22 protein-coding genes and 1 pseudogene are annotated in these 23235 nt (G+C 43.5%); 17 read left to right on the top strand and 6 right to left on the bottom strand.

What is annotated here, in order from left to right:
• Nucleotides 1-50 precede the first annotated feature (50 nt).
• A pseudogene (locus ACYQ4S_RS00675) lies at nt 51-608 on the top strand (family 4 glycosyl hydrolase); the annotation flags it as partial.
• 348 nt (nt 609-956) lie between these two features.
• Here the strand turns inward: ACYQ4S_RS00675 and ACYQ4S_RS00670 are convergent.
• Nucleotides 957-1109 (bottom strand): hypothetical protein, encoded by a 153-nt coding sequence (locus ACYQ4S_RS00670; protein ID WP_459768692.1) that lies wholly within the window; start codon nt 1107-1109, stop codon nt 957-959.
• Between the two features lie 72 nt (nt 1110-1181).
• Entirely contained in the window at nt 1182-1376 is a 195-nt protein-coding gene (locus ACYQ4S_RS00665) for a hypothetical protein (RefSeq protein WP_459768690.1), read from the bottom strand.
• Nucleotides 1377-1535: 159 nt separating this feature from the next.
• On the opposite strand from ACYQ4S_RS00665, the gene ACYQ4S_RS00660 reads away from it, so the two are divergent.
• From ACYQ4S_RS00660 to ACYQ4S_RS00640, 5 genes are read left to right on the top strand one after another with little or no spacing between them, the layout of a single operon-like run.
• Entirely contained in the window at nt 1536-2447 is a 912-nt protein-coding gene (locus ACYQ4S_RS00660; protein ID WP_459768688.1) for an alpha/beta hydrolase, read from the top strand.
• A gap of 15 nt (nt 2448-2462) precedes the next feature.
• On the top strand, nt 2463-3812 hold the full coding sequence (locus tag ACYQ4S_RS00655; RefSeq protein WP_459768687.1) for an alcohol acetyltransferase: 1350 nt from the start codon (nt 2463-2465) through the stop codon (nt 3810-3812).
• Complete coding sequence (locus tag ACYQ4S_RS00650) at nt 3812-4477, top strand: DUF6320 domain-containing protein (RefSeq protein WP_459768685.1); 666 nt, start codon at nt 3812-3814, stop codon at nt 4475-4477. The genes ACYQ4S_RS00655 and ACYQ4S_RS00650 overlap by 1 nt, the downstream gene beginning before the upstream one ends.
• A 31-nt stretch (nt 4478-4508) precedes the next feature.
• The gene (locus ACYQ4S_RS00645; RefSeq protein ID WP_459768683.1) at nt 4509-4907 is read left to right on the top strand and encodes a (deoxy)nucleoside triphosphate pyrophosphohydrolase; all 399 of its coding nucleotides are present in this window, start codon (nt 4509-4511) and stop codon (nt 4905-4907) included.
• A complete protein-coding gene (locus tag ACYQ4S_RS00640) occupies nt 4907-7771 on the top strand; it encodes a DUF3427 domain-containing protein (protein ID WP_459768681.1) in 2865 nt (954 codons plus the stop codon). The genes ACYQ4S_RS00645 and ACYQ4S_RS00640 overlap by 1 nt, the downstream gene beginning before the upstream one ends.
• A 15-nt stretch (nt 7772-7786) precedes the next feature.
• On the opposite strand, the gene ACYQ4S_RS00635 is transcribed toward ACYQ4S_RS00640, so the two are convergent.
• A complete protein-coding gene (locus ACYQ4S_RS00635; RefSeq protein ID WP_459768680.1) occupies nt 7787-9679 on the bottom strand; it encodes a diguanylate cyclase domain-containing protein in 1893 nt (630 codons plus the stop codon).
• A 478-nt stretch (nt 9680-10157) separates the two neighbouring features.
• On the opposite strand from ACYQ4S_RS00635, the gene ACYQ4S_RS00630 reads away from it, so the two are divergent.
• Nucleotides 10158-11153: an ion channel gene (locus ACYQ4S_RS00630; RefSeq protein ID WP_459768678.1), complete on the top strand. Its 996-nt coding sequence runs from the start codon at nt 10158-10160 to the stop codon at nt 11151-11153.
• A gap of 169 nt (nt 11154-11322) precedes the next feature.
• Here ACYQ4S_RS00630 and ACYQ4S_RS00625 read toward each other — a convergent pair whose 3' ends face one another.
• Nucleotides 11323-12285 carry an alpha/beta hydrolase gene (locus tag ACYQ4S_RS00625; RefSeq protein WP_459768676.1) on the bottom strand — a complete coding sequence of 321 codons (963 nt, stop codon included), beginning with the start codon at nt 12283-12285 and terminating at the stop codon, nt 11323-11325.
• A gap of 158 nt (nt 12286-12443) precedes the next feature.
• On the opposite strand from ACYQ4S_RS00625, the gene ACYQ4S_RS00620 reads away from it, so the two are divergent.
• The 6 genes from ACYQ4S_RS00620 (at nt 12444) to ACYQ4S_RS00595 (ending at nt 16528) form a co-directional block, all read left to right on the top strand.
• Complete coding sequence (locus ACYQ4S_RS00620; protein WP_459768674.1) at nt 12444-12761, top strand: rhodanese-like domain-containing protein; 318 nt, start codon at nt 12444-12446, stop codon at nt 12759-12761.
• Nucleotides 12762-14417 (top strand): FAD-dependent oxidoreductase, encoded by a 1656-nt coding sequence (locus tag ACYQ4S_RS00615; protein WP_459768672.1) that lies wholly within the window; start codon nt 12762-12764, stop codon nt 14415-14417. It begins immediately after the preceding gene.
• The gene (locus ACYQ4S_RS00610) at nt 14410-14706 is read left to right on the top strand and encodes a rhodanese-like domain-containing protein (RefSeq protein ID WP_091480792.1); all 297 of its coding nucleotides are present in this window, start codon (nt 14410-14412) and stop codon (nt 14704-14706) included. The genes ACYQ4S_RS00615 and ACYQ4S_RS00610 overlap by 8 nt, the downstream gene beginning before the upstream one ends.
• Nucleotide 14707: 1 nt before the next feature.
• Entirely contained in the window at nt 14708-14965 is a 258-nt protein-coding gene (locus ACYQ4S_RS00605; RefSeq protein WP_091480789.1) for a metal-sensitive transcriptional regulator, read from the top strand.
• A 133-nt stretch (nt 14966-15098) separates the two neighbouring features.
• Entirely contained in the window at nt 15099-15767 is a 669-nt protein-coding gene (locus tag ACYQ4S_RS00600; protein WP_459768670.1) for a PepSY domain-containing protein, read from the top strand.
• A 119-nt stretch (nt 15768-15886) separates the two neighbouring features.
• The gene (locus ACYQ4S_RS00595; protein ID WP_459768668.1) at nt 15887-16528 is read left to right on the top strand and encodes an HD domain-containing protein; all 642 of its coding nucleotides are present in this window, start codon (nt 15887-15889) and stop codon (nt 16526-16528) included.
• A 144-nt stretch (nt 16529-16672) separates the two neighbouring features.
• On the opposite strand, the gene ACYQ4S_RS00590 is transcribed toward ACYQ4S_RS00595, so the two are convergent.
• Both ACYQ4S_RS00590 and ACYQ4S_RS00585 read right to left on the bottom strand, forming a co-directional pair.
• Complete coding sequence (locus ACYQ4S_RS00590; protein ID WP_459768667.1) at nt 16673-18046, bottom strand: M20/M25/M40 family metallo-hydrolase; 1374 nt, start codon at nt 18044-18046, stop codon at nt 16673-16675.
• 130 nt (nt 18047-18176) lie between these two features.
• Entirely contained in the window at nt 18177-19061 is an 885-nt protein-coding gene (locus ACYQ4S_RS00585) for a CPBP family intramembrane glutamic endopeptidase (protein WP_459768665.1), read from the bottom strand.
• A 127-nt stretch (nt 19062-19188) separates the two neighbouring features.
• On the opposite strand from ACYQ4S_RS00585, the gene ACYQ4S_RS00580 reads away from it, so the two are divergent.
• The 4 genes from ACYQ4S_RS00580 (at nt 19189) to ACYQ4S_RS00565 (ending at nt 23184) form a co-directional block, all read left to right on the top strand.
• Nucleotides 19189-19977: an ABC transporter ATP-binding protein gene (locus ACYQ4S_RS00580; RefSeq protein WP_459768663.1), complete on the top strand. Its 789-nt coding sequence runs from the start codon at nt 19189-19191 to the stop codon at nt 19975-19977.
• The gene (locus ACYQ4S_RS00575) at nt 19967-21646 is read left to right on the top strand and encodes a hypothetical protein (protein ID WP_459768661.1); all 1680 of its coding nucleotides are present in this window, start codon (nt 19967-19969) and stop codon (nt 21644-21646) included. The genes ACYQ4S_RS00580 and ACYQ4S_RS00575 overlap by 11 nt, the downstream gene beginning before the upstream one ends.
• A 90-nt stretch (nt 21647-21736) precedes the next feature.
• Complete coding sequence (gene trpS / locus ACYQ4S_RS00570; RefSeq protein ID WP_459768659.1) at nt 21737-22750, top strand: tryptophan--tRNA ligase; 1014 nt, start codon at nt 21737-21739, stop codon at nt 22748-22750.
• Between the two features lie 59 nt (nt 22751-22809).
• A complete protein-coding gene (locus ACYQ4S_RS00565) occupies nt 22810-23184 on the top strand; it encodes a GNAT family N-acetyltransferase (protein ID WP_459768657.1) in 375 nt (124 codons plus the stop codon).
• The last annotated feature ends 51 nt before the right edge of the window (nt 23185-23235 follow it).

Raw genomic sequence — 23235 nt, 5'->3', positions numbered from 1 at the left:
CAGTTGATGAGCTTTGGCTTGTAGATATTAATTAGGGCAAAGAGAAACTAGAAATTGTTGGAGTTTTAGCTAAAAGAATGGTTGAAAAAGTTGGACTTCCTATAAAGATATTTTTGACTTTGAATAGAAAAAAAGCGTTGAAGGATGCTGATTCTGTAACAACTCAGTTCAGAGTAGGCTTGCTTGAAGCAAGAGCTAAAGGTGAACGTATTCCTTTAAAATATAATATTATTGGACAAGAAACCAAAGGTCCGGGCGGAATGTTTAAAGCGTTCCGTACAATTCCAACTATGCTTAGTATTGCTGAAGATATTGAAAAGTATTGTTCTAATGCTTGGCTAATCAATTTTATTAATCTGGCAGGAATAATTACTGAAGCGTTATTACGTTATAGTAATTTATCAAAAGTGATTGGACTATGCAATGTTCCTATAGGTACAGAGATGGGGATCGCTAAATTAATGAATGTAGACCATTCAATGATTCGTGTAGATTTTGCTGGACTAAATCACATGGTCTATGGATTAGATGGTATTTCTATTAAAAATGACGTTATTAATAAGCTGACAGACCCTGAAAACACAAGTTTTGTAAAAAATATTGATTGAATGGGATTTGATACTAACGAAATGATTCGACTAACGCCGAATTTTAGCCTTTTCAAACCTAAAAAACCCCAAAACCAATAGAACAAAAAAGACCTTAAGGGAATTGCATTCCCTTAAAACCCTAGCACCTCTGCAACCAGAGTGATAAGACCTGGTGTAGAGTAAGCTGTTAAAGCTTCAGGAAGTCAAGGCACGGGTCGTATTTTTTGAGAAGGTCACTCAAAAAATCTTCACCCTTCCACCTGGACGTCCTGATTTTTGCCATTGCGTATTTTCGTGCCGAAAGCTACACAGAGTGAACAGTTCACTGGGTAGCTCTCGGCTTTTTCAGTGTAATGGCAAAAACCGCTAGCGTTCCATATCAAAATCGTTTCTCCGACGCTGCTCTCTCTTTCTTTGCTGTTTTTCTTCCATCTCGCCTTCAAACGTTTCTGTAATCTCTTCCCGCTTGTATCCAAGTCTTTCAAATGCTTCAAACGACCAGTCTTTGAATTTCTCCAAACTCCTTGTGAGTGGTTTGAGTGATTTTTCCACTCGCTCATTCAACTCGTTCCATGCATTTCGCCAATAATCTTACTGTTTTCTCTCGTCACTCAAGGCTTTTTTCAAGTGTTTATTTTCTTGTCGCTCATCTTGCAATTCTGTCTCTGAGATCCATTGTGCTTGTCTAGCGTGATTAATTGTTTTTTCAACCTTCTGTAAGTCCACCTTGGACACAATCACTTTATCCGGCACTTCTCGCTTACCTGCAATTGTCCGCTCCATCACCGGTTCAGTCTGCACGTAACAGGGCGGTTACTCGCTATAACTCTTCTTAAAGCAGGGTAATTAAGGTAAAATGAGGGTGTACTTATATCGACTCGGGTTATCAGGACCGGTTCGATATATGGTAAACTGTTAAAAAGTTCAGTTCCATGAGGAGAAAAAATGAATCCACTGTTTAAATTTATATTGAGGCTGGCCTCTTCACCAAAAATAGATATTCAAGAGGACTACCAGACCATCCGGCGCATGCAGAGATTGTTTTCTAAACAGCCTAAGCCGACCTACCGAATTATGGATGAGAGAATTTATGCGACAGCAGATGATCACGAGATACCTGTCAGGATTTTCTATCCTAAAGAAAAGAAGTATGATGAGCCGGTGATCTATTTTCATGGTGGGGGCTGGGTAATTGGAGATATCGAGACATACACACGTCCATGTGTGAATCTGGCGGACAGCATGGGGCGGATCATCTACTCAGTCGATTACAGGCTCGCACCGGAACACCCGTATCCGGCAGGACTGGATGACTGTCTGAGAGTGGCTGAAGTGCTGATGACGAAGCTGGATGAGAACGAACCGGACTGGATCCTAATGGGAGACTCTGCAGGAGCCAACTTAGCAGCTGCCGTCTCACTGTTGTTGAGAGATAAAAAGAAGCGTCTGCCTTCAAGGCAAATCCTCATTTATCCAGTGACGTACTGGGATCACACCGAAGCATCGCCGTTCGAATCGATTCGGACCAATGGCTACGATTATGGCCTGACCATCAAGAAAATTCAGGAGTATATGGAACTATATGCACCTGACGAAGATATACGCAAGAGCCAGACGATTTCACCACTGATGGCTGAGGATCTGTCGAATCAGCCTGATACGCTGGTCATAACCGCAGAATTCGATCCGCTTAGGGACGAAGGGGAGGCATACGCCAGAGCCCTGGAAGAAGCAGGCAACACCGCTAAAATTCATCGGGTCAATAACAGTGTACACGGGTTCATCACTTATCCTAAATTCACTGAACCGGTCGAAGAGACCTTTGCAGCAATCGATTCATTTTTAAATCAATCATAAGGAGGAGGCAGAGGCATGGAAAAGAAAAATTGGGTCAGACTGGACAATGCCTCGAATATCTTTTTAGCTGCACGTACGGATGTGGATACTAAAGTCTTTCGTTTTACGGCACAAATGTCTGAAAAAGTTGATCCGGCCTCCCTTCAGAAAGCACTGATCAAAGTTTATGAAGGTTACCCGCTCTTTCAGAACGTCATGAGACGGGGGATTTTCTGGTACTATCTGGAACACACTGAAAAGATTCCGTATGTCCAGCCTGAAACCATGCCGCCCTGTACGGCCATTTATCATTATGACCGGAAAGAACTGCTGTTCAGGGTGATTTATAATGAAAACCGTATCCATATCGAAGTCTTTCATGCACTGACTGATGGAACGGGAGCGATGTGGTTTTTTGAAGACCTGATAACAGAATACACCCGCTTAAGACATCCGGAAGCCTTTGGGAAAGACTCTGAGCGTACGCCTCGACAGAAACAGGATCTGGAAGACAGTTTCAACCGCTACTTCAGAAAGAAAAAGAAGAAGCGTGAGAACGTACCTACTCGGGAACCGTTTGAAGAAGCGTATAAGGAAGCGGACAACATCGAGAAAAGTCTTCAGCCGTATGAAGAACAGACTGACTATTCAAATGTACACAGAGTTAAAGGCACAATCACACCCGATCACCGTCCACGAATTATTGAGATAACCACACAGGTCAAAGATGTACTGGCTATGTCTAAGAAGCACAAGGTATCACTGACCTTATATCTGACGGCTATCTTTATGATATCCGTCTACGAATCGATTGATGAGAAAAAAGAAGAGGACACCGTCACTGTTTCGATACCGGTCAATTTGAGACAATTCTATCCGTCTTTTTCAGTCAGAAATTTTTTCAGTACGACTTTGATGGCGTATACCTTTAAAAAGAATCAGCCATATAATATCGAAGACATCTGTCAGGAGATCGATAAGCAGCTGAAGAAGGAAATCAAACCTGAAGCTATTGAAAAACGTCTGAAACGGTTCATCGGCTTTGAATTTCATCCGGCCATTCGTGTCGTGTTTAGGCCGATCAAGGACCTGGTGCTAAAATGGGTCAGCCTCTATACGAACCGGAAAATAACGGTAGCGATGTCCAACCTTGGGAAATTATCACTCCCTGAAATGGTTGAACCATACGTGGAGAATATCAATTTTTACACGGCAGTCGTCAGACCTCAGTTCTGCGTAAACAGTTATAAGGATAAACTCAATATTCTGTTCACCAGTCCATTCATCGAAACGGATATTCAGAAACGATTTATCAGATACCTGTCCGGCGAAGGGCTTGATATCCAGCTGGATGTCAACAAGGTAACAAGAGAGGAGTTTGAGTGATGAAAAAGTGTCCTGAATGTCAGGTCGATGTGCTGGATAATTGGAATGCCTGTCCGTTATGCGACACACCATTGATTGAATCAGGAAAGAGAAGCCCGTCTACATCCTTTCCGGAAGTCGGTCTGAGGTTCCAGAGGAGAAAAGTCAAGCAGTCACTGACGCTAGTGTCATTACTGGTCATTTTGATTTACTTCATCAGTCAGTCGATCTGGCGCTTCCGCTTTTTCGGACTTGAGTTCGTGCTATTCGGACTGATGGTCACCTGGATGATGGTACTGGTCCTGATTAGAAAGCGGCGGAATATCGTAAAAGGGATCGTCTACATTCTCTTTCTCTTCTCTCTATTAAGCGTGTACTTTGACTATATCCTCGGCTGGCTCGGCTGGTCACTGACCTTCGTGATACCGATTCTGTGTATTTCTGCCCTGCTGGCGATGTTTGTGGTGATACAAGTCGTCAGGCTACAGGCAGGCGACTATATTCTGTACCTTCAGCTGGCAGCCTTAGTAGGCTTCATCCCTTTCCTTTTCATACAAATGGATTGGGTCGTCATCGATCTGCCCAGCTGGCTGTCTGTTCTGTTCAGCTTCATCATGTTCTGGTCTGTTCTGCTTCGCCACGGCAAAGCTATAAAGAATGAGTTGAGCAAGCGAATGCACGTTTAAAATGAAAAATGAATGAAGTAAGGGTGTTAATATGAAGGATATATATGTAGTTGGGGCAATCATAGTAGAAAATGGGAAGATATTATGTGCACAAAGGGGAAATGAGAAATCTCTTCCTAATTTGTGGGAGTTTCCTGGTGGCAAAATAGAAAAAGGAGAAACACCGCAGGCAGCTCTATTGCGGGAACTCAACGAGGAACTGATGATAGAAGTCGAGGTATCAGAGAAACAATTTGAATTGACTAAATATGAGTATGATTTTGGACGTGTGCATCTGACTACTTTTCTCTGCATGCTGACGAAGGGGCGTCCTAAGCTGACTGAGCACCGACAGGTGAGATGGCTTGCTCCGTCAGAATTAAATAAGCTAGACTGGGCTCCAGCTGATATCCCGGCGGTCGAAAAACTGATGTCTGGAGGAATAAGTTAATGGTAGATCGTTTGATGCAGTCACTGGAGAAAGCATTTGTGGATCAGAGAATGACGAGTTCTCATTATGATCCAAAACTAATCGTAAATGACCAGCAGAAGAAAGCATATATGCTTAATGCCCTGCACGATGAATTAGATACGTGTGAGTCATTCTTTTTTTCCGTTGCCTTTGTAACCCAGGATGGACTGGCTTCACTCAAAGCACAGTTGTCGGATTTGGACAGACGGGGAGTGAGGGGACGTCTGCTTACATCAGTCTACTTAGCTTTTAATCAGCCAGAAGTATTTAAGGATCTACTGTCTATTCCTAACCTAGAGGTCAGATTGTCCAACAAAGATGGGTTTCACTCTAAAGGTTACTTGTTCAAGCAGAGTACCCATCACTCTTTCATCATTGGAAGTTCAAATCTGACTATGAGTGCACTGAAGGTCAACTATGAGTGGAATGTTCGTCTGACATCACGTGATAACGGGCAAATGATTCAGGACATCCAGGATCATATGGAAGAAGAGTGGCATCAGGCAGACCCGCTGACGGTCACATGGATCGAAGACTACAGTGCTTCGTATAAAACAAGAGTAAGATGGACCGATGCATATGTTCCCCCAATAGATGACAAGGAAGATACGTACATTACGCCAAACGTCATGCAGAAAGATGCCTTGAGGAACTTGGCTAACCTTCGCCGAAGAGGTGAGAAAAAAGGCATCATTGTGTCTGCAACTGGGACAGGAAAGACCTATTTGTCTGCCTTTGATGTTCTACAAGCCAGGCCAGATAAAGTTTTATTTGTAGTACATAGAGAACAGATTTTAAACAAAGCCAAAGAGAATTATCAGAAAATTTTAGGTGGAAAGAAAGAAGATTACGGTATATTGTCGGGATCAAAAAAAGAGAGCGACGCGAAGTATCTATTTGCCACAGTTCAGACAATGTCAAAAGAATCGATTTTTAGTCAATTCACTGAAGATCATTTTGATTATATTTTAATTGATGAAGTGCATAAAGCAGGTGCTCAGTCATATCATCATATACTTGAATATTTCAATCCGGAATTTTTACTTGGAATGACTGCTACTCCTGAGCGTACAGATGGGTTTAATATCTTTGAACTATTTGATTACAATATTGCATACGAAATTAGGCTGCAAGAAGCCTTAGAAGCGGACATGCTCGCTCCATTTCACTATTTTGGGGTGACAGATTATGAGAAAGATGGAGAGCTCATATCTGATACAACGACCATTAACCAGCTTGTAGAAGAAGAACGAGTGAATTATCTTATTCAGAAGCTGAATTACTATGGCTGCTCAAAAAATGTGCCTAAGGGGCTGGTTTTTTGTAGCCGAAAGGAAGAAGCTGAAAGGCTGGCAAGGTCGTTCAACGAAAGAGATATTCCAAGTGCTTATCTTTCGGGTGAAGACACATTAGAAAAGAGAGAACAAGAGGTCAGACGGCTTGAAGAAGGTCAGTTGAATTATCTTTTTACTGTAGACATCTTCAATGAAGGGATAGATATACCTAAAATCAATCAGGTAGTAATGCTGAGAAACACACAATCGAGCATCATTTTTATCCAGCAGCTGGGGCGTGGCCTACGTAAAGACCCATCGAAGGATTATGTAACAGTTATAGATTTTATAGGAAATTACAAAAATAACTACATGATTCCAATGGCTCTGTCAGGTGATGTGTCCAGGAATAAAAATGGGCTACGTAAAGATACGTATGATACAGGGTTTCTATCAGGTGTGTCGACAATCAATTTTGAAGAGATAGCGAAAAAACAGATCTTTCAATCGATCGATCAAGCGAAACTGGACTCGATGAAAGAGTTGAGGAAGGGGTTCGAACTGCTGTATAACCGTCTTGGCCGTGTTCCTTATTTAAAGGACTTCCAGCTTTGTCAAACGTTTGATCCAGTACTTCTAGCTAACAAGAAGAAAACGTATTATAATTTTCTAGTAAGTATGAAAGAAAATGAAGCCGTGTTGTCTGAGCGTGACCAATTGTATCTATTGATCGCATCAAGAGAACTACTTCCTGGAATGAGGAGAAATGAGCTGAGTCTATTAAGTGAACTGATGAAAGAATTGGTCGACGTAGTAACCTTCAGCGATGTGAAAAATCTTTTCAGATCTCAAGGTCTCCTCCATGACGATGAAACCATACGATCGGTCCTTCAGACACTCGATCTCAGTTTTTATAGAGGATCTGCTGCTATCCTTTTTAAAAATCAACCTTTTATTACAGTTAGTGACCATACAGTTTCTTTAGACAAAAGGTTTAAGCAGGCATTATCCAATAAATATTTCTTTAAGTTGTTCATGGACATAATCGAGACAGCTAGCTTAAGATCTAAATCATTCAATGACCATAAACCACTTACTACCTATCAGAAATATAAGCGGAAAGACGTTCTTCGATTGTTAAACTGGAAAGAACAGATGGTAGATCAGAACATTGGCGGCTATACTTCGGCAGAAGGTGAATTCGTTATTTTCGTCACGCTGGAAAAAGGAGAAGATTTTTCTGGAGCACAGATGTCATATGCAGACGAGCTTGTAGACAATGAAACGATGCACTGGTTCACTAAATCCCCTCGAACACTCTCTTCTCCGGAAGTCAAAAAATTACAGGATCCAGATTCATGGACATTTAGAGTATTCGTAAAGAAATCTGATGATGAAGGAACGGATTTTTATTATCTGGGGGAAGTGATCCCGGTTCAAGATACCATCAGACAGGTAGAAAAACCATTACAGGATGGCAGGCTGAAATCTGTGGTCGAAATGATGCTCAAGTTTAAGACTCCTATTGAACGAACTCTGTTTAACTATTTAACATTAAATGAAAACTAAAAAAAGATCCCGACGCTAGTCAAGCGTGCGGGATCTTTCGTTTAACAGATACATTGCTTTGGAATGGCGTTTATTCTTGTACATGGCTGCGTCAGCCTTATTTAGAAGGTTCTCTACAGAGTCACCATCTTTAGGGTAGTAGGCAAAGCCGACACTCGGCGTGCAGACGATTTCTTCTCCATTAATGAGGTAAGGTTTGTTCAGCTTGTTCAGGAGCTGACTGGCCCATCTCATGGCGTCATCATAGCTATCGAGATCATCAATCAGTACAGTGAACTCATCCCCGCCTAGTCGTGCAGCACAGTCATCCTTCTTGACCATCGAAGCAATGCGTCTGGCTACCTGAGCCAGCAGCTTATCTCCAAATGCATGACCATAGTCATCATTGACGTCTTTGAAATTATTCAGATCCATAAAGAGAAGCGCAAGTTTCTTATCATGAAGCCTGTCATCCTCTATAGCTTTCTGAAGAACTTCTTCGAAACGGATGCGATTGGCCAGGTGAGTCAGATGGTCATGAAAGGCCATATGCTTGATCTGTTCCTGATTAATTTTATTTTCCGTAATGTCTCTCGCAATAGCGTAGACACCAATAATTTCTCCATCTACTTTGATCGGTACATGAGTCACACCGAGGTAATAAAATTCGTTGTCTGTATTGCTGAGAGGGAGTTCATAATTTTTGAAGATGCCTTTTTTAGCATTATTAAAATGCTCTTTGACCGTTTCCTGATAATCGACATATATAGTGTCAATCAATGAGTGGCCAATCAGATCTTCCTTCGTTTTACCTAGAATTTGAGCACCTTTTTCATTAACACTCTGAACAATTCCGTCCAGAGTGAACGAATAGGCGGCGTCGGGGTGATGTTCGAACAACGACTGGTACCGTTCCTGACTGGATTGAAGCTCATCAGCGTTCTTTAAATATTTTTGAAGTAGGCGTCGATTCTCTGAAAGGAGGAGAATCTGCCTGACTATTACAAGCAGAATGGACACCCCTACACCGATAGTAATGGCATTAGCCCCGATGCTTGTATATATCATAAACAGATACAGCGAAGTCAGTCCGAAGAAAGGAAAGAGGATAGCGAAAAGCATAGGTTTCGTTCGAATGACAGCTTTCTTCCTCAGCTGGATCGATGACGGATTTTTCAGAAGCAGTCCGGTAAAGCCGACAAGCAGGACGCCTAAGATAAAGAGTGGATCAGTCCAGGATCCGGAGTCGTAAGTTTCAGTGCTGACTAGATAGACGAAAGCAGTATCTGCAACAATATAAGTAAATAGACCGGTACCGAAAAATAGAATCAAGTCATTCGAAAAGAGTTGTTTACTTGAGAAAATCACCATAAGCAGGCAGAAAGCCAGCGCCAGATCCCCGATTGGATAGGCAAGCGATACAACTACGGCTAGAAGAGAAACATCTCCTACTAAAATGATCGGGTTTAATAAAAAATACCAGCTGAGGGTGGCGTAAATAATCATAATGAAAAGAATATCGAAAATGTAGCGGGTCAGAACAAGTTTTGTCTTTTCCTTGTATAGTTTGAATCCGAAGGCACTAAGGTAGAACAGCACATTAAGTATATAAAAGAGATCAGGGGTTCCTGGGTAAGGGACTTCGATTCTCAGGACACTCTCGTAAAGTATCCAGGAACATTCAGCCAGGAAATAACTGAATGTTCCTAAAGTGATCAGGAACCAGAATGGCTTGTCTGGCTTCTCGGCAGTTTTATAGGCCTGATAAAGCCAGATGGATGGGACTGCTGATCCAATCAGAGACAGGGTATTCCCACCCCAGGTAAGTAGGTAAGCATTGTCTTGAAAAAGGAAAAGCCATAGATAGTAGAAAAGCGTAAATGCAAATATAAAAATTAATCCGTAAACATTCTTTTTCTGAATAGGCATGGTAGTTCTCCTTAAGTAATAAAGCACATGATCAGTTTATTAAGGCAACTGAATCAGCAAGGGACTGTGAAAATGTCTGGATATTTGATTAGATAATTATGAATATTCATCCTGTTTAAAAGTATTATACTATGTTTGTAAGGGTAGAACATAGCAATAAGTGAATAAAAAAGAGAGTGATATAAAATATTCCATATAATCATACGAATTAAGTAGACTAAATTGAACAAAAACATAAAATTAAGCAACGTTAGTATGAATAAATGTCACTTGCACATGTATAAAAAAGATTTTTTAATAATTTTTATGCGGTTAAATGGGTATTATCAATTATATTTTAAATTCACTCTTTTATTACCTAAAAATCGGCCTATCAATTTATATTTTTGGTATGTGGAGATGACTAGTGACTCTTATTCATTGTAAATGACCGTTGAGCTCAATTATAATGGGAGAAAGACCGAGGAGAGGTGATGAAATGACTAGTATATTACTATATGTATCAGGTGTGGCTCTAATTCTGTTCACGATCACAGATTTGATATGGACCACCCTGTGGGTAGACGGTGGAGCGGGACCCATGTCAAAGAGGATAGCTCGATCGACGTGGAGGATTACCAGGAGAATAAGTAAGAATGAGAAGGGCTTGTTTAATATCATCGGTCCGCTTATTCTCGTTCTAACCCTTCTCAGCTGGGTCCTGCTGCTTTGGATCGGTCTTACTCTGTTTTTTTCAGGGGATCCGGAGTCTATTGTCCAGACGACGTTTGAAGGGCCGGTCATGTGGTACGAACGTCTCTATTTCACAGGGTTTACATTATTTACTCTCGGGGTAGGGGACTACTCTCCGCAGCCCGGATTCTGGCAGGTCATAACAGCCTTGAATTCAGGAATAGGCATTCTTTTTCTGACCTTAGGTGCTTCTTATGTCATTTCAGTTGTCAGTGCAGTCGTCAAAAAACGTGTACTGGCCCAGACGGTTACTGGGCTGGGAATGGACAGCTCAGAAGTCATGCGGAAGGCCTGGAGTGGGGAAGGTTTTTACCAGCTTGATCTGTTTCTAATGAATGCATCTTCACAGATCACGGAACTGACCCAGCAGCATCAGGCCTACCCGCTCCTTCATTACTATCACAGTCAGAAGCCCCAGGAATCATCGGCGGTGGGCATCGCCATCCTGGATGATGTACTGACAGTGGTTCATCATGGTTTGGCTGATAAAGAAACGGTCAACATGATGCTGATCTGTGAAGCGAGATCCAGCATCGAAACATACCTTGAAACGATGACATCTGCTTTCATCGAGGAAGCAGAAAATGAACCCCCTTATCCAGACTGGACAGACTTAAAAGAATTGAAGCTGCCGCTGGTTGAAGAAGAGGAGTTCTCTGAGCGCATTCAGAAGGTCAGTCATCGTCGCCGGAAGCTTCTGGGAGCTGTAAAGGCAGATAATCATGAATGGCCCCAGCCTTAATTAATACAGAACGACCCCCTTCGGTATAAAAATTGTAGGGGGTCGTTCTGTATGCAGGAGCATTTTAGAAAAATTAGTGGAGCAGAATCGTTCGATCTATATAGTCTTTATGCTGGTAGCTCTGACTGCTTTTGCAGTCTTCCGATAATAGTCAGATGATTCAACAGGGTCAGATTGCCAGTGGATAGTTGATGCTGTTCATATGTGTATTCAAGAAATGCTTGATACGGGTACGGTACATCTCTTTATCCGTCACATATGCATAACCATGCTTTGCACCAACAGCTATATACAGCTCTTTAGGGCTTTTCGCTGAGTGATAGAGTTCATAGGCCATATAGGTGGGCACAAAGTCATCTTCATCTCCATGTATGAATAACGTTGGAATAGAGGATTTTTTTACCTGTTCTTCAGGACTGGCTTCACCGAACCAGTAGCCGGCTTTGACTTTTGTGATGAGGCTGGTCATCGGAATGAACGGATATCGAGGCAGTTTGTACAGTGTTTTCAGCTGATGAGCCATCTCTTTGGTCACCGAACTGTAGCCGCAGTCTTCAATGACAGCTTTGACATTGACTGGTAGCTGCTCCCCGCTCACATTCATAACAGTCGCCGCTCCCATGCTTAATCCAAAAAGAACGATTTCGATATCATTGCCAAATTCATTGATCAGTTTATCTATCCAGGTAATGTAGTCCTTACGTTCATGCCAGCCAAATCCAATGTAATCTCCTTGGCTGTCCCCATGCCCTCTGGCATCAGGAAGAAGAAGGTTGAAACCTAAATCAAAATAAAGTTTAGCCCAAGGCGCCATGTCCTTGTTGCTTCCACTATATCCATGAGCGATGATGGCTATTCGTTTCGTGAACTCCTGCTGGGGAATGAACAGTCCAGAGAGAGTCAACTCATCTGTAGACCGGATCGTCAGTATCTCTTTATCTACTGTGTTATACCATTCTTTTTCTTCTTTCCAGGGGTCGTCAGCATGAATCTCACTCATACTGAACTCATCAATAAATTCTTTACGGTTTATACCGACAGCTTTTTTGTAAAAAAATGCACTTGAATAGGCCAGAGCAGTAGCCGTCAGTCCCAGCGCTCCAAAGAATCCCCACTTCAAAGACTTCTTCATTTTATTCCATCCTTCCTCTAAGTACTCTTACTCTATATTGTACAGCATAGTCAAAAAGTTTGCAGGCTGTTTCCGATAAGTGAGTTGACAGGGTAATTTAACAATGATAATATACCCACTAGGGTATTAATTATACTTTAAATCAAGGAGGAACACGAGTGTTTGGATTATTCAACCGGTCAGCCGCTATAAGTGCTGATCAGCTAAAAGCAGAAAGAAACAATCAGACCAAGATTATAGATGTACGAATGCCTGGAGAATACCATGTAGGGCATATACCTGGAGCAAAAAATGTTCCATTGAACAGAATTGAAGGATACAAGGGGAATAAGGATGAAAAGGTCTACGTCATCTGCCAGTCTGGAATGAGAAGCAAGCGAGCGGCATCCATTCTAAAAAAGAAGGGCTATGATGTCGTGAATATCCGCGGGGGCATGACCCAATGGAATGGACCTGTCAGAGGAGGAAAACAGTAAATGGAAAAACTTATTATAGTAGGCGGGGTAGCTGGAGGAATGTCTGCCGCTACACGTCTACGCCGGTTGAAAGAAGAAGCTGAAATCATTATTTTTGAAAAGGGGCCGTATGTATCTTTTGCCAACTGCGGCCTGCCGTATTATGTCTCTGGTGAAATATCAGAAAGAGACAAGCTCCTGGTTCAGACTCCTGAAACTCTCTATGACCGGTTCCGTCTGGATGTCAGGCCGGAGCATGAAGTCCTGTCGATCAATCCTGAAGAGAAGACTGTAACGGCAGTCCATCATGGAAAACAGATAACTGAATCATATGACAAGCTGATCCTGTCACCTGGAGCAAAAGCATTTATTCCTCCTGTTGAGGGGCTGGACGAAGCTGAAAATGTCTATACGTTGAGGAATGTGCCTGATCTGGATAAAATCATGAACCGGATCGATCAGGTCGATCCAAAAGAAGCGGTCGTTGTAGGCGCAGGCTTTATAGGCATTGAAATGGCAGAAAACCTGAAATACAGGGGTATCGACGTGACGATCATTGAGAAAGCTCCGCATGTCCTGCCGCCACTGGACGAAGAAATGGCAGTCTTCGTGCAGAATGAGCTGAAAGATAAAGGTGTCAAGGTGATTACATCTCAGTCCGCGGTGGCGTTTAAAGAAAAAGGCCGCATCATCGTACTGGAAGATGGAACAGAATTTAAAACAGATCTGACTATTATGTCAGTGGGGGTCAAGCCGGAAAGCAGTCTGGCTGAACAAGCAGGAATAAAGCTGGGCCTTCGTGGAGGAATCCTGGTTGATGACACCTATCAGACCAGCGTAGAAGATATCTATGCAGTCGGAGACGCAATTGTTGTCAAGAATCAGATCAGCCAGGAAGATGCACTGATTTCCCTTGCTTCTCCTGCAAACCGTCAGGGACGTCAGGTTGCAGACAATATAGCTGGAATCAGTCGTGAGAATAAAGGAAGCATTGGAACAGCTATTGTGCGTGCTTTCGACATGACAGCCGCTTCGACTGGCTTGAACGAACGACAGCTCAGACAAGCAGGCAAAGAGGTTGCAGCCGTGCATACATTGAGCAAAGACCATGCCGGATATTATCCAGGAGCCACCGATATCACATTAAAAGTCATTTTTGATCCAGTCAGTGGTACACTGTATGGGGCTCAGGCAGTCGGCATTAAAGGGGTAGACAAGCGTATCGATATCATTGCGACAGCCATCAAGGGAGGCCTCACTGTTTTTGATCTGCCGGAGCTTGAGTTTACGTATGCCCCACCGTTCGGTTCGGCAAAAGATCCGGTAAACATGGCTGGATACGCCGCCTTGAATATTATTGAAGGATTAAGTGACTCGATTCAATGGCATGAGCTGAACCGTGAACTGGAAAAGGGGGCCGTTCTTCTGGATGTCCGAACTGAATCAGAGCTGGAAGCGGGCCGATTCCCGAATGCCCTCAACATTCCTTTGAATGACCTTCGTGACCGGATGGATGAGCTGGACAAAGAGCAGGAGTATATCATCAGCTGTAGAAGCGGACAGAGAAGCTATATTGGTGAAAGATTATTGAAACAGTCAGGATTTAAAGTAAAAAACCTGGATGGTGCATATGCACTTTATCAGGCAGTCAGACCGGAGGAATTGGAATATGTATAGATCAGTCAGCATGGATGAGTTTGGACAGAAACAAAAACGTGAAAATCTAAATATAATTGATGTGAGAGAAGCAGATGAATTCGCTGCCGGACACATTCCAGGAGCAGTCAGCATGCCTTTAAGCGGACTTGCACAAGAATTTGAAACCCTTAAAAAAGACAAGGAGTATCATGTCATCTGTCTATCAGGCGGACGTTCATCAATGGCGTGTGACTTTTTGGGAAATCAGGGGTATGATGTAGTAAACGTCATGGGCGGCATGTCTGCCTGGAGAGGAGACATCGAGTAATATGAAATGCGATAAAAGTATTTATAATCGGTTGAAACGGACAGAGGGACAGTTGAGAGGCGTGCAGAAAATGCTCGAAGAAGGCAAAGAATGCAGTGATGTCGTCACACAATTGTCTGCAGTTCGCTCCAGTGTGGACCGGATTATGGGTGTGATCGTTGCTGAGAACCTGAAGCAATGCCTGGAAAATCCATCAGCCAACATAGAAGAACAGGAAGAAATGATCCAGAAAGCCATTCAGCTGGTTGTGAAGAAATAACTTTTGCGCCATTCTACACTGAATAGAGGCCTGAAATGATCTTATTTTCACAAGCGTCTTGTCTGCATTTATTCCTTAAACCTGTTATCATTCATATGCAGTAAGAAAGAATGATAGTAAGGAGAGGATTTTTATGTCAACGAGTAAAGCAATCAGATTAGGGGTGCTGTCATTATCAGCTTCTCTACTATTAGCTGCTTGTGACGATAACGATACGCAGGATACAACGCCTGTGGAAGATGATACGGAACAGACTGGTGACACGGATGCGGGAGACGATACTGCTGCAGATAATACGGGCGAAGACGATACTGATGATACCGCTGCGGACAATACACCCGATGATGAGACTGATGGTGCAGCTGACGATGCCACTGATTCTCAGGGGATCCAAGGGATGACGTTCTCTGTAAGTCTGGACGATGCGGTCGATCAGTTCTATGAAACGTTCGGCAGTGAAGACATCAATATCAGTGAGATTCAGTTCGATTATGACGATGGACGTTACCTGTATGAATTCGAAGGCTGGGACGGCCAGTACGAATATGAACTGGATATTGATGCTGAAACTGGTGAAATCGTTCAGCAGGAACAGGACGATGAGGATGATTCAGATGATATACTTGACTTGGATGGGATCATCTCACCACAGGAAGCGATGGAAGCTGCACTTGATGCTTCAGGTTCCGGTTATGTAGAAGGATGGGATCTCGAAGTAGAAGACGGCCGTACGATTTATGATATCGACGTTGAAGGCGGCAGCGACCAGCAAGTCGATGCTCAGACCGGAGATGTCCTTTAATTCAATAAGTACAACGATCAGGCACCTTTCGACTACGAGTTGAAAGGTGCTTTTTTAGAACACATGTTCAAATCTCCTCAAGTGTGTTAAAGTTAAGAAAAGAGCAGAGGAGTTCTCATATGAACAAGCAGACGATTGTAGCAGACACAATAGATATGGTAAAAGAGAAACTGAACAATGAAGGATCCGGACATGATTGGTATCATATTGAGCGAGTCTGGAAGATGGCTTCCAAGCTGGCAGCAAAAGAACAGGCCAACAGTTATATAGTGGAACTAGCTGCTCTGATGCATGATCTGATTGATGACAAGCTGGTCAGCAGCAAAGACGAGGCTGTTCAAGAAGTCGAATACTGGCTTGAGGGAGCCGGAGTATCCTCATCAGACGCAGAACGGATCATGGACATCATCCAGACTATTTCCTTCAAGGGTGGAAATGGTCGGAAACTGACGACTCTTGAGGCTCAGATCGTTCAGGATGCAGATAGACTGGATGCAATTGGGGCAATCGGAATTGCCCGCTGCTTTACGTATGCAGGAAGCAAGGGAGACGTCATCTTCAATCCGGAACTGTCTGTACGCGAGAGCATGACTGAAAAAGAATACAGAGAAGGGCCATCGAGTGCAGTTCACCATTTCTACGAGAAGCTGCTTAAGCTTAAGGATCTGATGAACACCGAGACGGCAAAGCATATCGCCGAAGAGCGCCACGCCTTTATGGAAGACTTCCTGATCCAGTTCTTTAACGAATGGGAAAGGTAAATTGAAAAGCTAGTCAGAAAAAAACCAGCTGCCTGTGCAGACTCTAGAAAGTTAGATTTTTCAGGTCTAACTTTATTTGGTCACTATAGCAGGCAGCTGGTTTTATTATGCAGATTTTTAAAATGTCCCAACTTTTGTGACGATTCAGTCTGTCAGCCCCAAGTGAAGGATGGTGCTGCAGCTGGCCTGGATGCCCCAGTAAAATTCCTTCAGTCCCAAGTTTTCATTGGGTGCATGATTATCTTCATCGACATTGGCATAAGGAACCGTGACAGACGGAATGCCCAAAATATCAGTGAAGACATACATAGGACCGGTACCCCCAAGAGCTGGAAGGACAACTGGCGGGGTATCATAAGCCACCTCGACTGACTCGATCACTTTCTGTACGAGTGGATGAGACAAAGGTGTTTTAGAAGGCTTGACGGCACTCAGATTTTCAACTGACAAGCGGCAGCGGGAATCAAAGGCGGCCACATGCTTTTCAATAGCTTCATAGATGGCTTGGGGGTCCTGATTGGGTGCCAGGCGCATATCCAGTTTGACTTTCGCTTTTCCAGGAATGATCGTCTTTGTTCCTTCTCCTGTATACCCCGTTTCAAATCCTGCGATGGTAAACGTTGGTTTGAAGCATAAGTTTGTGTAATATTCTTCTCCAGTCATATCCAGGCTGTCAAGACCGATGACTTTCGCTGTTTTTTCAGGATAGAAGGCCAGTGTCTTCAGATGTTCTGCTTCTTCTGGGGTTGGAGTCAGCACACCGTCATAAAACCCGTCTATTAGAACGTCTCCTTCTTCAGTGACCATGGACCGGACCAGATTTAATAGAGCCATGCCGGGATCAGGGGCGATGTTCCCTTTATTACCTGAATGGTTATCTCTATTGGCACCCTGTGCTTTCACTTCAACATAGAGCAGTCCGCGGTTACCCAAAGTCACTGAGGGCTGCCCGTCTCCTTCCATTGGACCGTCTGCAGTATAGGCAATATCTGCTTTGAGCAGGTCCTTATGCTTTTCCGCAAAGGAAGCAAGGTTGACGCTGCCTTTTTCTTCTTCTCCCTCGAAAAGGAACTTGACGTTGACCGGGAGCGAGCCGTGTTCTTTAAGCAAAGTACCCACGGCGAGGATGTGGGCGATCAGCTGACCTTTGTTGTCGCCTGTGCCTCGGCCGTAAATTCTTCCGTTCCTGATTGTTGGCTCGAACGGATCGGACTCCCATAAGTCCAGTGGCTCAGGAGGCTGGACATCATAGTGCCCGTAAAAGAGAATGGTGGTCGTATTCTCAGGATCGAGCAGTTCCCCGTAAACCACAGGGTGTCCACCGGTATCCATGAGTTGAGCTTCAATGCCATTCTCTGTCATCATATTGAGCAGAAGATCGGCACATTCTTTTACGCCTAAGTTAAGTGTGCTGATACTTGGCTGTCTTAGAAGAGTGAAAAGGGTGTCCAGGTGGTTATCTTTATTCTTATCGAGTGATGGTCTGATGTCTTGGTAAACAGTTTTCCAGTCGGTCATGTATGAAGCGCTCCCTGAATTAGAATTTTATTAGAAAGATTGCTATATTTTAATAGTATACACCTTTTATTCATTTTAGGAAGGCTAAAATAAAAAAATCCTTCCCGAAAGACGGAAAGGAATGGATCATCTATTCAATGGAATGAATGTTCTGAGCGTAAGGGCTGTCTGAATTTCTAAGAGATTTCCATTCTCTGCGAAGTAACCATATGAGGAAAATAAGAGAAAGAATAAATAATGCAGAGTAGACGACATACTCACTCGGCAGACCTTCTCTCAACATTAAAAATTCAGCCTGCGCATCCGCAATTGAAACGGATGGAGCCAGAAATAGTGGGAGGATTACCAGCAGATTGTATAAAGCGTGAGCGATAATTGGATAGATAAGATTGTTATACTTTACATAGATAACTCCACAGACCAGGCCAACGAGAAGTTGAGGGATGAACAGCGACTGCAGGTGAATCGCCATGAAGACGACAGAACTGAAAATAATCCCTTTGTTCACCCCGTATTTGTCGACCCATTTATTCAGCAGATACCCTCTGAATACAATTTCCTCTACAACTGGTGCAAATATTACAGCAACAATGAAAAGGTAGAACACCGGAAGATCTTCTGAGCCAGTCAGTTCAAGAACATAAGGCACGATACGGTCAAACAGTGTGGGAATAAATGTCAGAACAGAAACGAAAAAGTAGACAAATAAAGAAGCCACGACCGCTGTCAAAATGGTCCAGCCGGCCACTCGAATCAGTGGGGAAATAGTCTTTTCATAAGGGGAAGACAGTGCTGCCACGGACAAGGACTGTTTTTTCATCTGACTTATCGTGATTTTATAAAGAATGAAGTAAATCAGCCCATCCGTCAGCAGCCCGATCATCGTGACGTGTTCGCCCATGAAGGCAACGAGCAGCATAGCACCGAGAATGATCACTCCAAGCGTTGCCAGAGCGATCCGCCAGATGATTGCCCATAAAGAAGCGCGTTCGAAAGTTGTTTCATATGTAAACATGTCATCAGCTCACTTTCAGTAAAATGAATAAGTAAACAGTAGCATATTTTAAAGATGATTGGTAATAGAAAGGAGTCAATCTATTATTTTGTGATAAACTATCACTAAATGACACATGGAGGCAGTTATGGAACCAATATTAGAAATCAGTCAGCTGACTAAATCTTTTGACGGAAAACCGGTACTGAAAGGCGTTGATTTTACAGTACATCCTGGAGAAATTATCGGATACATAGGGCCGAACGGAGCTGGAAAGAGTACTACGGTCAAAATTATTCTTGGGGTGCTGGAAAGAGACGGGGGAGAGATTCGACTCTTCGGGCAGCCGATAGACAGTCAGACGGTTACTTACAAATCACGCATCGGTTATGTGCCGGAGAATGCGGAACTTTACGAAACACTGACGGCTAAAGAATACCTGCTGTTCATCGGTGAACTTTACGGGATGAAAGAAGACATCGTTCTGTCTAAATCAGAAGAGATGATGGATGCTTTAGGAATAAAGGAGTCACTGAATGGGCGTCTGGCTTCTTTTTCAAAAGGGATGCGTCAGAAAGTTCTGATTATTTCCAGCCTGCTTCATAATCCGGATATCCTCTTCTGGGACGAGCCGCTCAATGGGTTAGATGCGAATAGTGTACAGATCATAAAGGAATTATTATGGCAGCTGAAAAAAGAAGGCAAGACGATTTTTTATTCATCCCATGTGATGGATACCGTTGAAAAACTGAGTGACCGCATCATGATTCTGAATGATGGAGAAGTCGTTGCGGACGGACCGTTTGAGGAGCTCAAAGAAGAGGCGGATGGCACTCTGGAGCAGCTTTTCAATACGCTGACAGGCTTTGACCAGCATTCGGCTCTCGCCGAACAGTTCCTCACTGCAATGAAGGGAGACGGTTCCAATGATGCGTGACATTCTTGGTCTGAAAAAAGGCGGGAAGACACCTGTCTATCTGCGGATCATAGATGTTCTCTCAGGAGTATATGAAAAAATCGGGGTCGATTATCTTCAGATGCGCAACATTCTTTCTATGAAGATGACGATGGATGGCAGACGGGAATCACCTATGCAGGCTGTCAGTTCAAACAGCCGGTCGGGTGAAGAAAAAAACCATTTTTTCTCCAGTTTGTGGGTCTACGCACTGATCAGTGTCTTTCTGCTCTTCCTTTTTGCGTATGATAACTGGGTGTTTCAGTACACGACTTATTTCAGTTTTCTGTTTCTGATGACGTTTTCGACTCTTCTCGCTAATTTTTCAACTATTCTGCTGGATACAAAAGATTCTATACTCATTGGAACAAAGCCTGTAACAAGGAAAACGCTCGGGGCAGCCAAGGCTACTCATGTAGGCATTTATCTTATTTCATTTACGATGGCCATCGGAGCGCCAGTGATTCTATTCACGTTTTACTTCAATGGCATAATGGCCGGACTGCTGGTCCTTGTGCTTTCTCTGCTGGCTTCACTCTGGTGTCTGGGCCTGACCCTTGTCGTTTACGCTACGATTCTCAAGCAGTTTGACGGCGAACGCTTGAAAAACATCATTGCTTATAGTCAGATCTCGCTATCAATTTTTATGGTAATCGGATATTATTTAGTCGGCCAGATTTTTCAGATCATCGATCCGGAAACACTGCTGGTTGAAATGAATCTGACCCTCGGCCATTCCGTTCTTTTCCCAATGTGGTTCGTGGCACCATTTGGATTGCTTCAGGAAGGCTGGACACTGACCTACGGCATATATACCGGCCTGCTTATAGTAGGATCCGTGTTACTTGTTATTTTATATAACTGGAGTACGGATAAAATCGAAAGCAATCTTCAAAAAATGAATGCTTCAAGTCTTAAAATAAACAAACGGTCGGTTCTGGAAAGAATCGCAGCTTCTGGATTATGCAAAGACCCTCTGGAGAAGGCCTACTTTCATTTCTCCTGGCAGCTGACAAAGACGGAGCGGGAATTCAAGACCCGTCTGTATCCGTCGATTGCCAGTGCACTGGTCTTCCCGATCGTGTTCGTCTTCACGACACTGACTGGTGATCAGACTGCAGGACTGGAACAGAATCCAGTATCCTTTCTGTATCTGCCTTATTTCACCTTGCTGCTGATTCCAGTTCTGACTGTATCGATCCAGTTTTCAACTAACTACAAAGGAAGCTGGGTGTTCAATCTGACACCGCAGCAGTCGAGAGCCCCGTTCATGCGGGCAGCTCTTAAGGCGATGCTGGTAAAAATCCTGCTGCCGCTTTACCTGATCATTGCTGCAGTCGTCCTTGTGTTTTCTGGATGGGGCTATCTGCTTCAGATGATCAACGGCTTTCTTCTGATGAGTGTTGTCTTTTATCTGGAAGCGCGTCGATCCGTCAAGAGCCTGCCCTTTTCAAGGAAGTATTCAGCGTCTGAAGCTAATCTGGGATGCATGGGCACGCTGATCTTTTTCGTGCCTGTCTTCATTCTTTCTCTAATAATGATCCTGAGCCAGCTCTTTATTCCTTTCGGTGAATGGATTATTCTAATTATCATGTCAGGCCTGACCATCTGGTGGATGACTCGAGGCTTCAACGAGAAGAAGCAAGCCTGATCAGGAGGCGATGCATTTTACCTTTTTTTTAAGGTGTAAGTAAGATACAATAAAATCAATTAGACTACGCTATCCAAGGAGATAATAATTATGAAACGTACTATATTAACTGGCGATCGTCCGACCGGGAAACTGCATTTAGGTCACTATGTCGGCTCGTTACAGAACCGAGTGTTGCTTCAAGAAGATGAACAGAATAATGTCTTTGTCATGGTGGCGGATCAGCAGGCACTGACTGACAACGCTAAAAACCCTGAGAAGGTCCAGCAGAGCATTATGGAAGTGGCTCTGGACTACCTGGCTGTGGGACTGGATCCTGAGAAGACGACGATTTTCATTCAGTCTCAGATCCCTCAACTGCCGGAACTGACGCTTTATTATTTGAATCTGGTCACCGTAGCACGACTGCATCGTAACCCGACCGTTAAATCTGAAATTCAGGAAAAAGGCTTCAACGAAAGTATTCCTGCAGGGTTCTTCATGTATCCGGTGAGCCAGGCCGCAGACATTACGGCGTTCAAAGCGACTCACGTTCCTGTAGGAGAAGATCAGAAGCCTATGCTTGAGCAGACACGTGAAGTGGCACGCGACTTCAATCGGACTTATGGAAAAGATGTTCTGGTTGAACCGGATATCATCCTGCCTCCAAAAGGTCAGGGCCGTCTGGTCGGAATTGATGGAAAAGGGAAGATGAGCAAGTCTTTGAATAACGGTATCTACCTGTCTGATAGTGCAGATACCATCCAGAAAAAAGTCATGAGTATGTATACCGACCCGAACCACATTCGTGTGGAAGATCCGGGTCAGGTCGAAGGAAATGTTGTGTTCACGTATCTGGATGTGTTTGATGACGATAAGGAAAAAGTACAGGAACTGAAAGACCAGTACCGCGCCGGCGGATTGGGTGATGTCAAAATCAAGCGTTACCTGAATGATGTGCTTCAGGCCAAGCTTCAACCGATTCGTGAACGCAGAGAAGCATTTGCTGAAGATAAAGGAGCCATTCTGGATATGCTGAAAGCGGGAAGCCTGAAAGCCAAAGCTGTCGCAGCCCAGACTCTGGATGAAGTTAAGGATGCTATGGGCATCAACTATTTCAAGTAAAGACTTGAAAGTGACCCACAGGCAGGTTAATTCAAATTTTACTGAAGAAGTGATGACCGATGATTGAACTGAAACCTGTAGACAAACATAATTATATGACCGTAGTGGATCTGAAAGTCCATCCCCACCAGCAGGATTTTGTCGCGCCGAATGACTTGTCTCTTCTGGAAGCGAGTTACGAGGAAGAAAAGTATCCGTTCGCCATTTATCAGAATGGAACGGTAGTCGGCTTTCTGATGTGCAGCTACTATCCAGCTGATGATGCCTATCCGATCGACTCCTGGTGGCTGGAACGATTTATGATCGACAGGGACTACCAGGGAAAAGGGATCGGGAGAAAAGCGCTGGCTCTTTTTCTTAGAATAGGAAAGTATAAAGTTTTACCCGCTAGAAAGCCTATCACCTCAAACGTTAATCACTATCACTTGATTTGAAAAGAGAGGGGATTTAAAGGTACACTATACGTATGGTAGAGAAAAGCATTC

It is taken from the genome of Alkalibacterium sp. s-m-28 (assembly GCF_054658175.1).
Note: the sequence above shows the minus strand (reverse complement) of the source record. Positions and strands in the feature narration are given on the sequence as shown.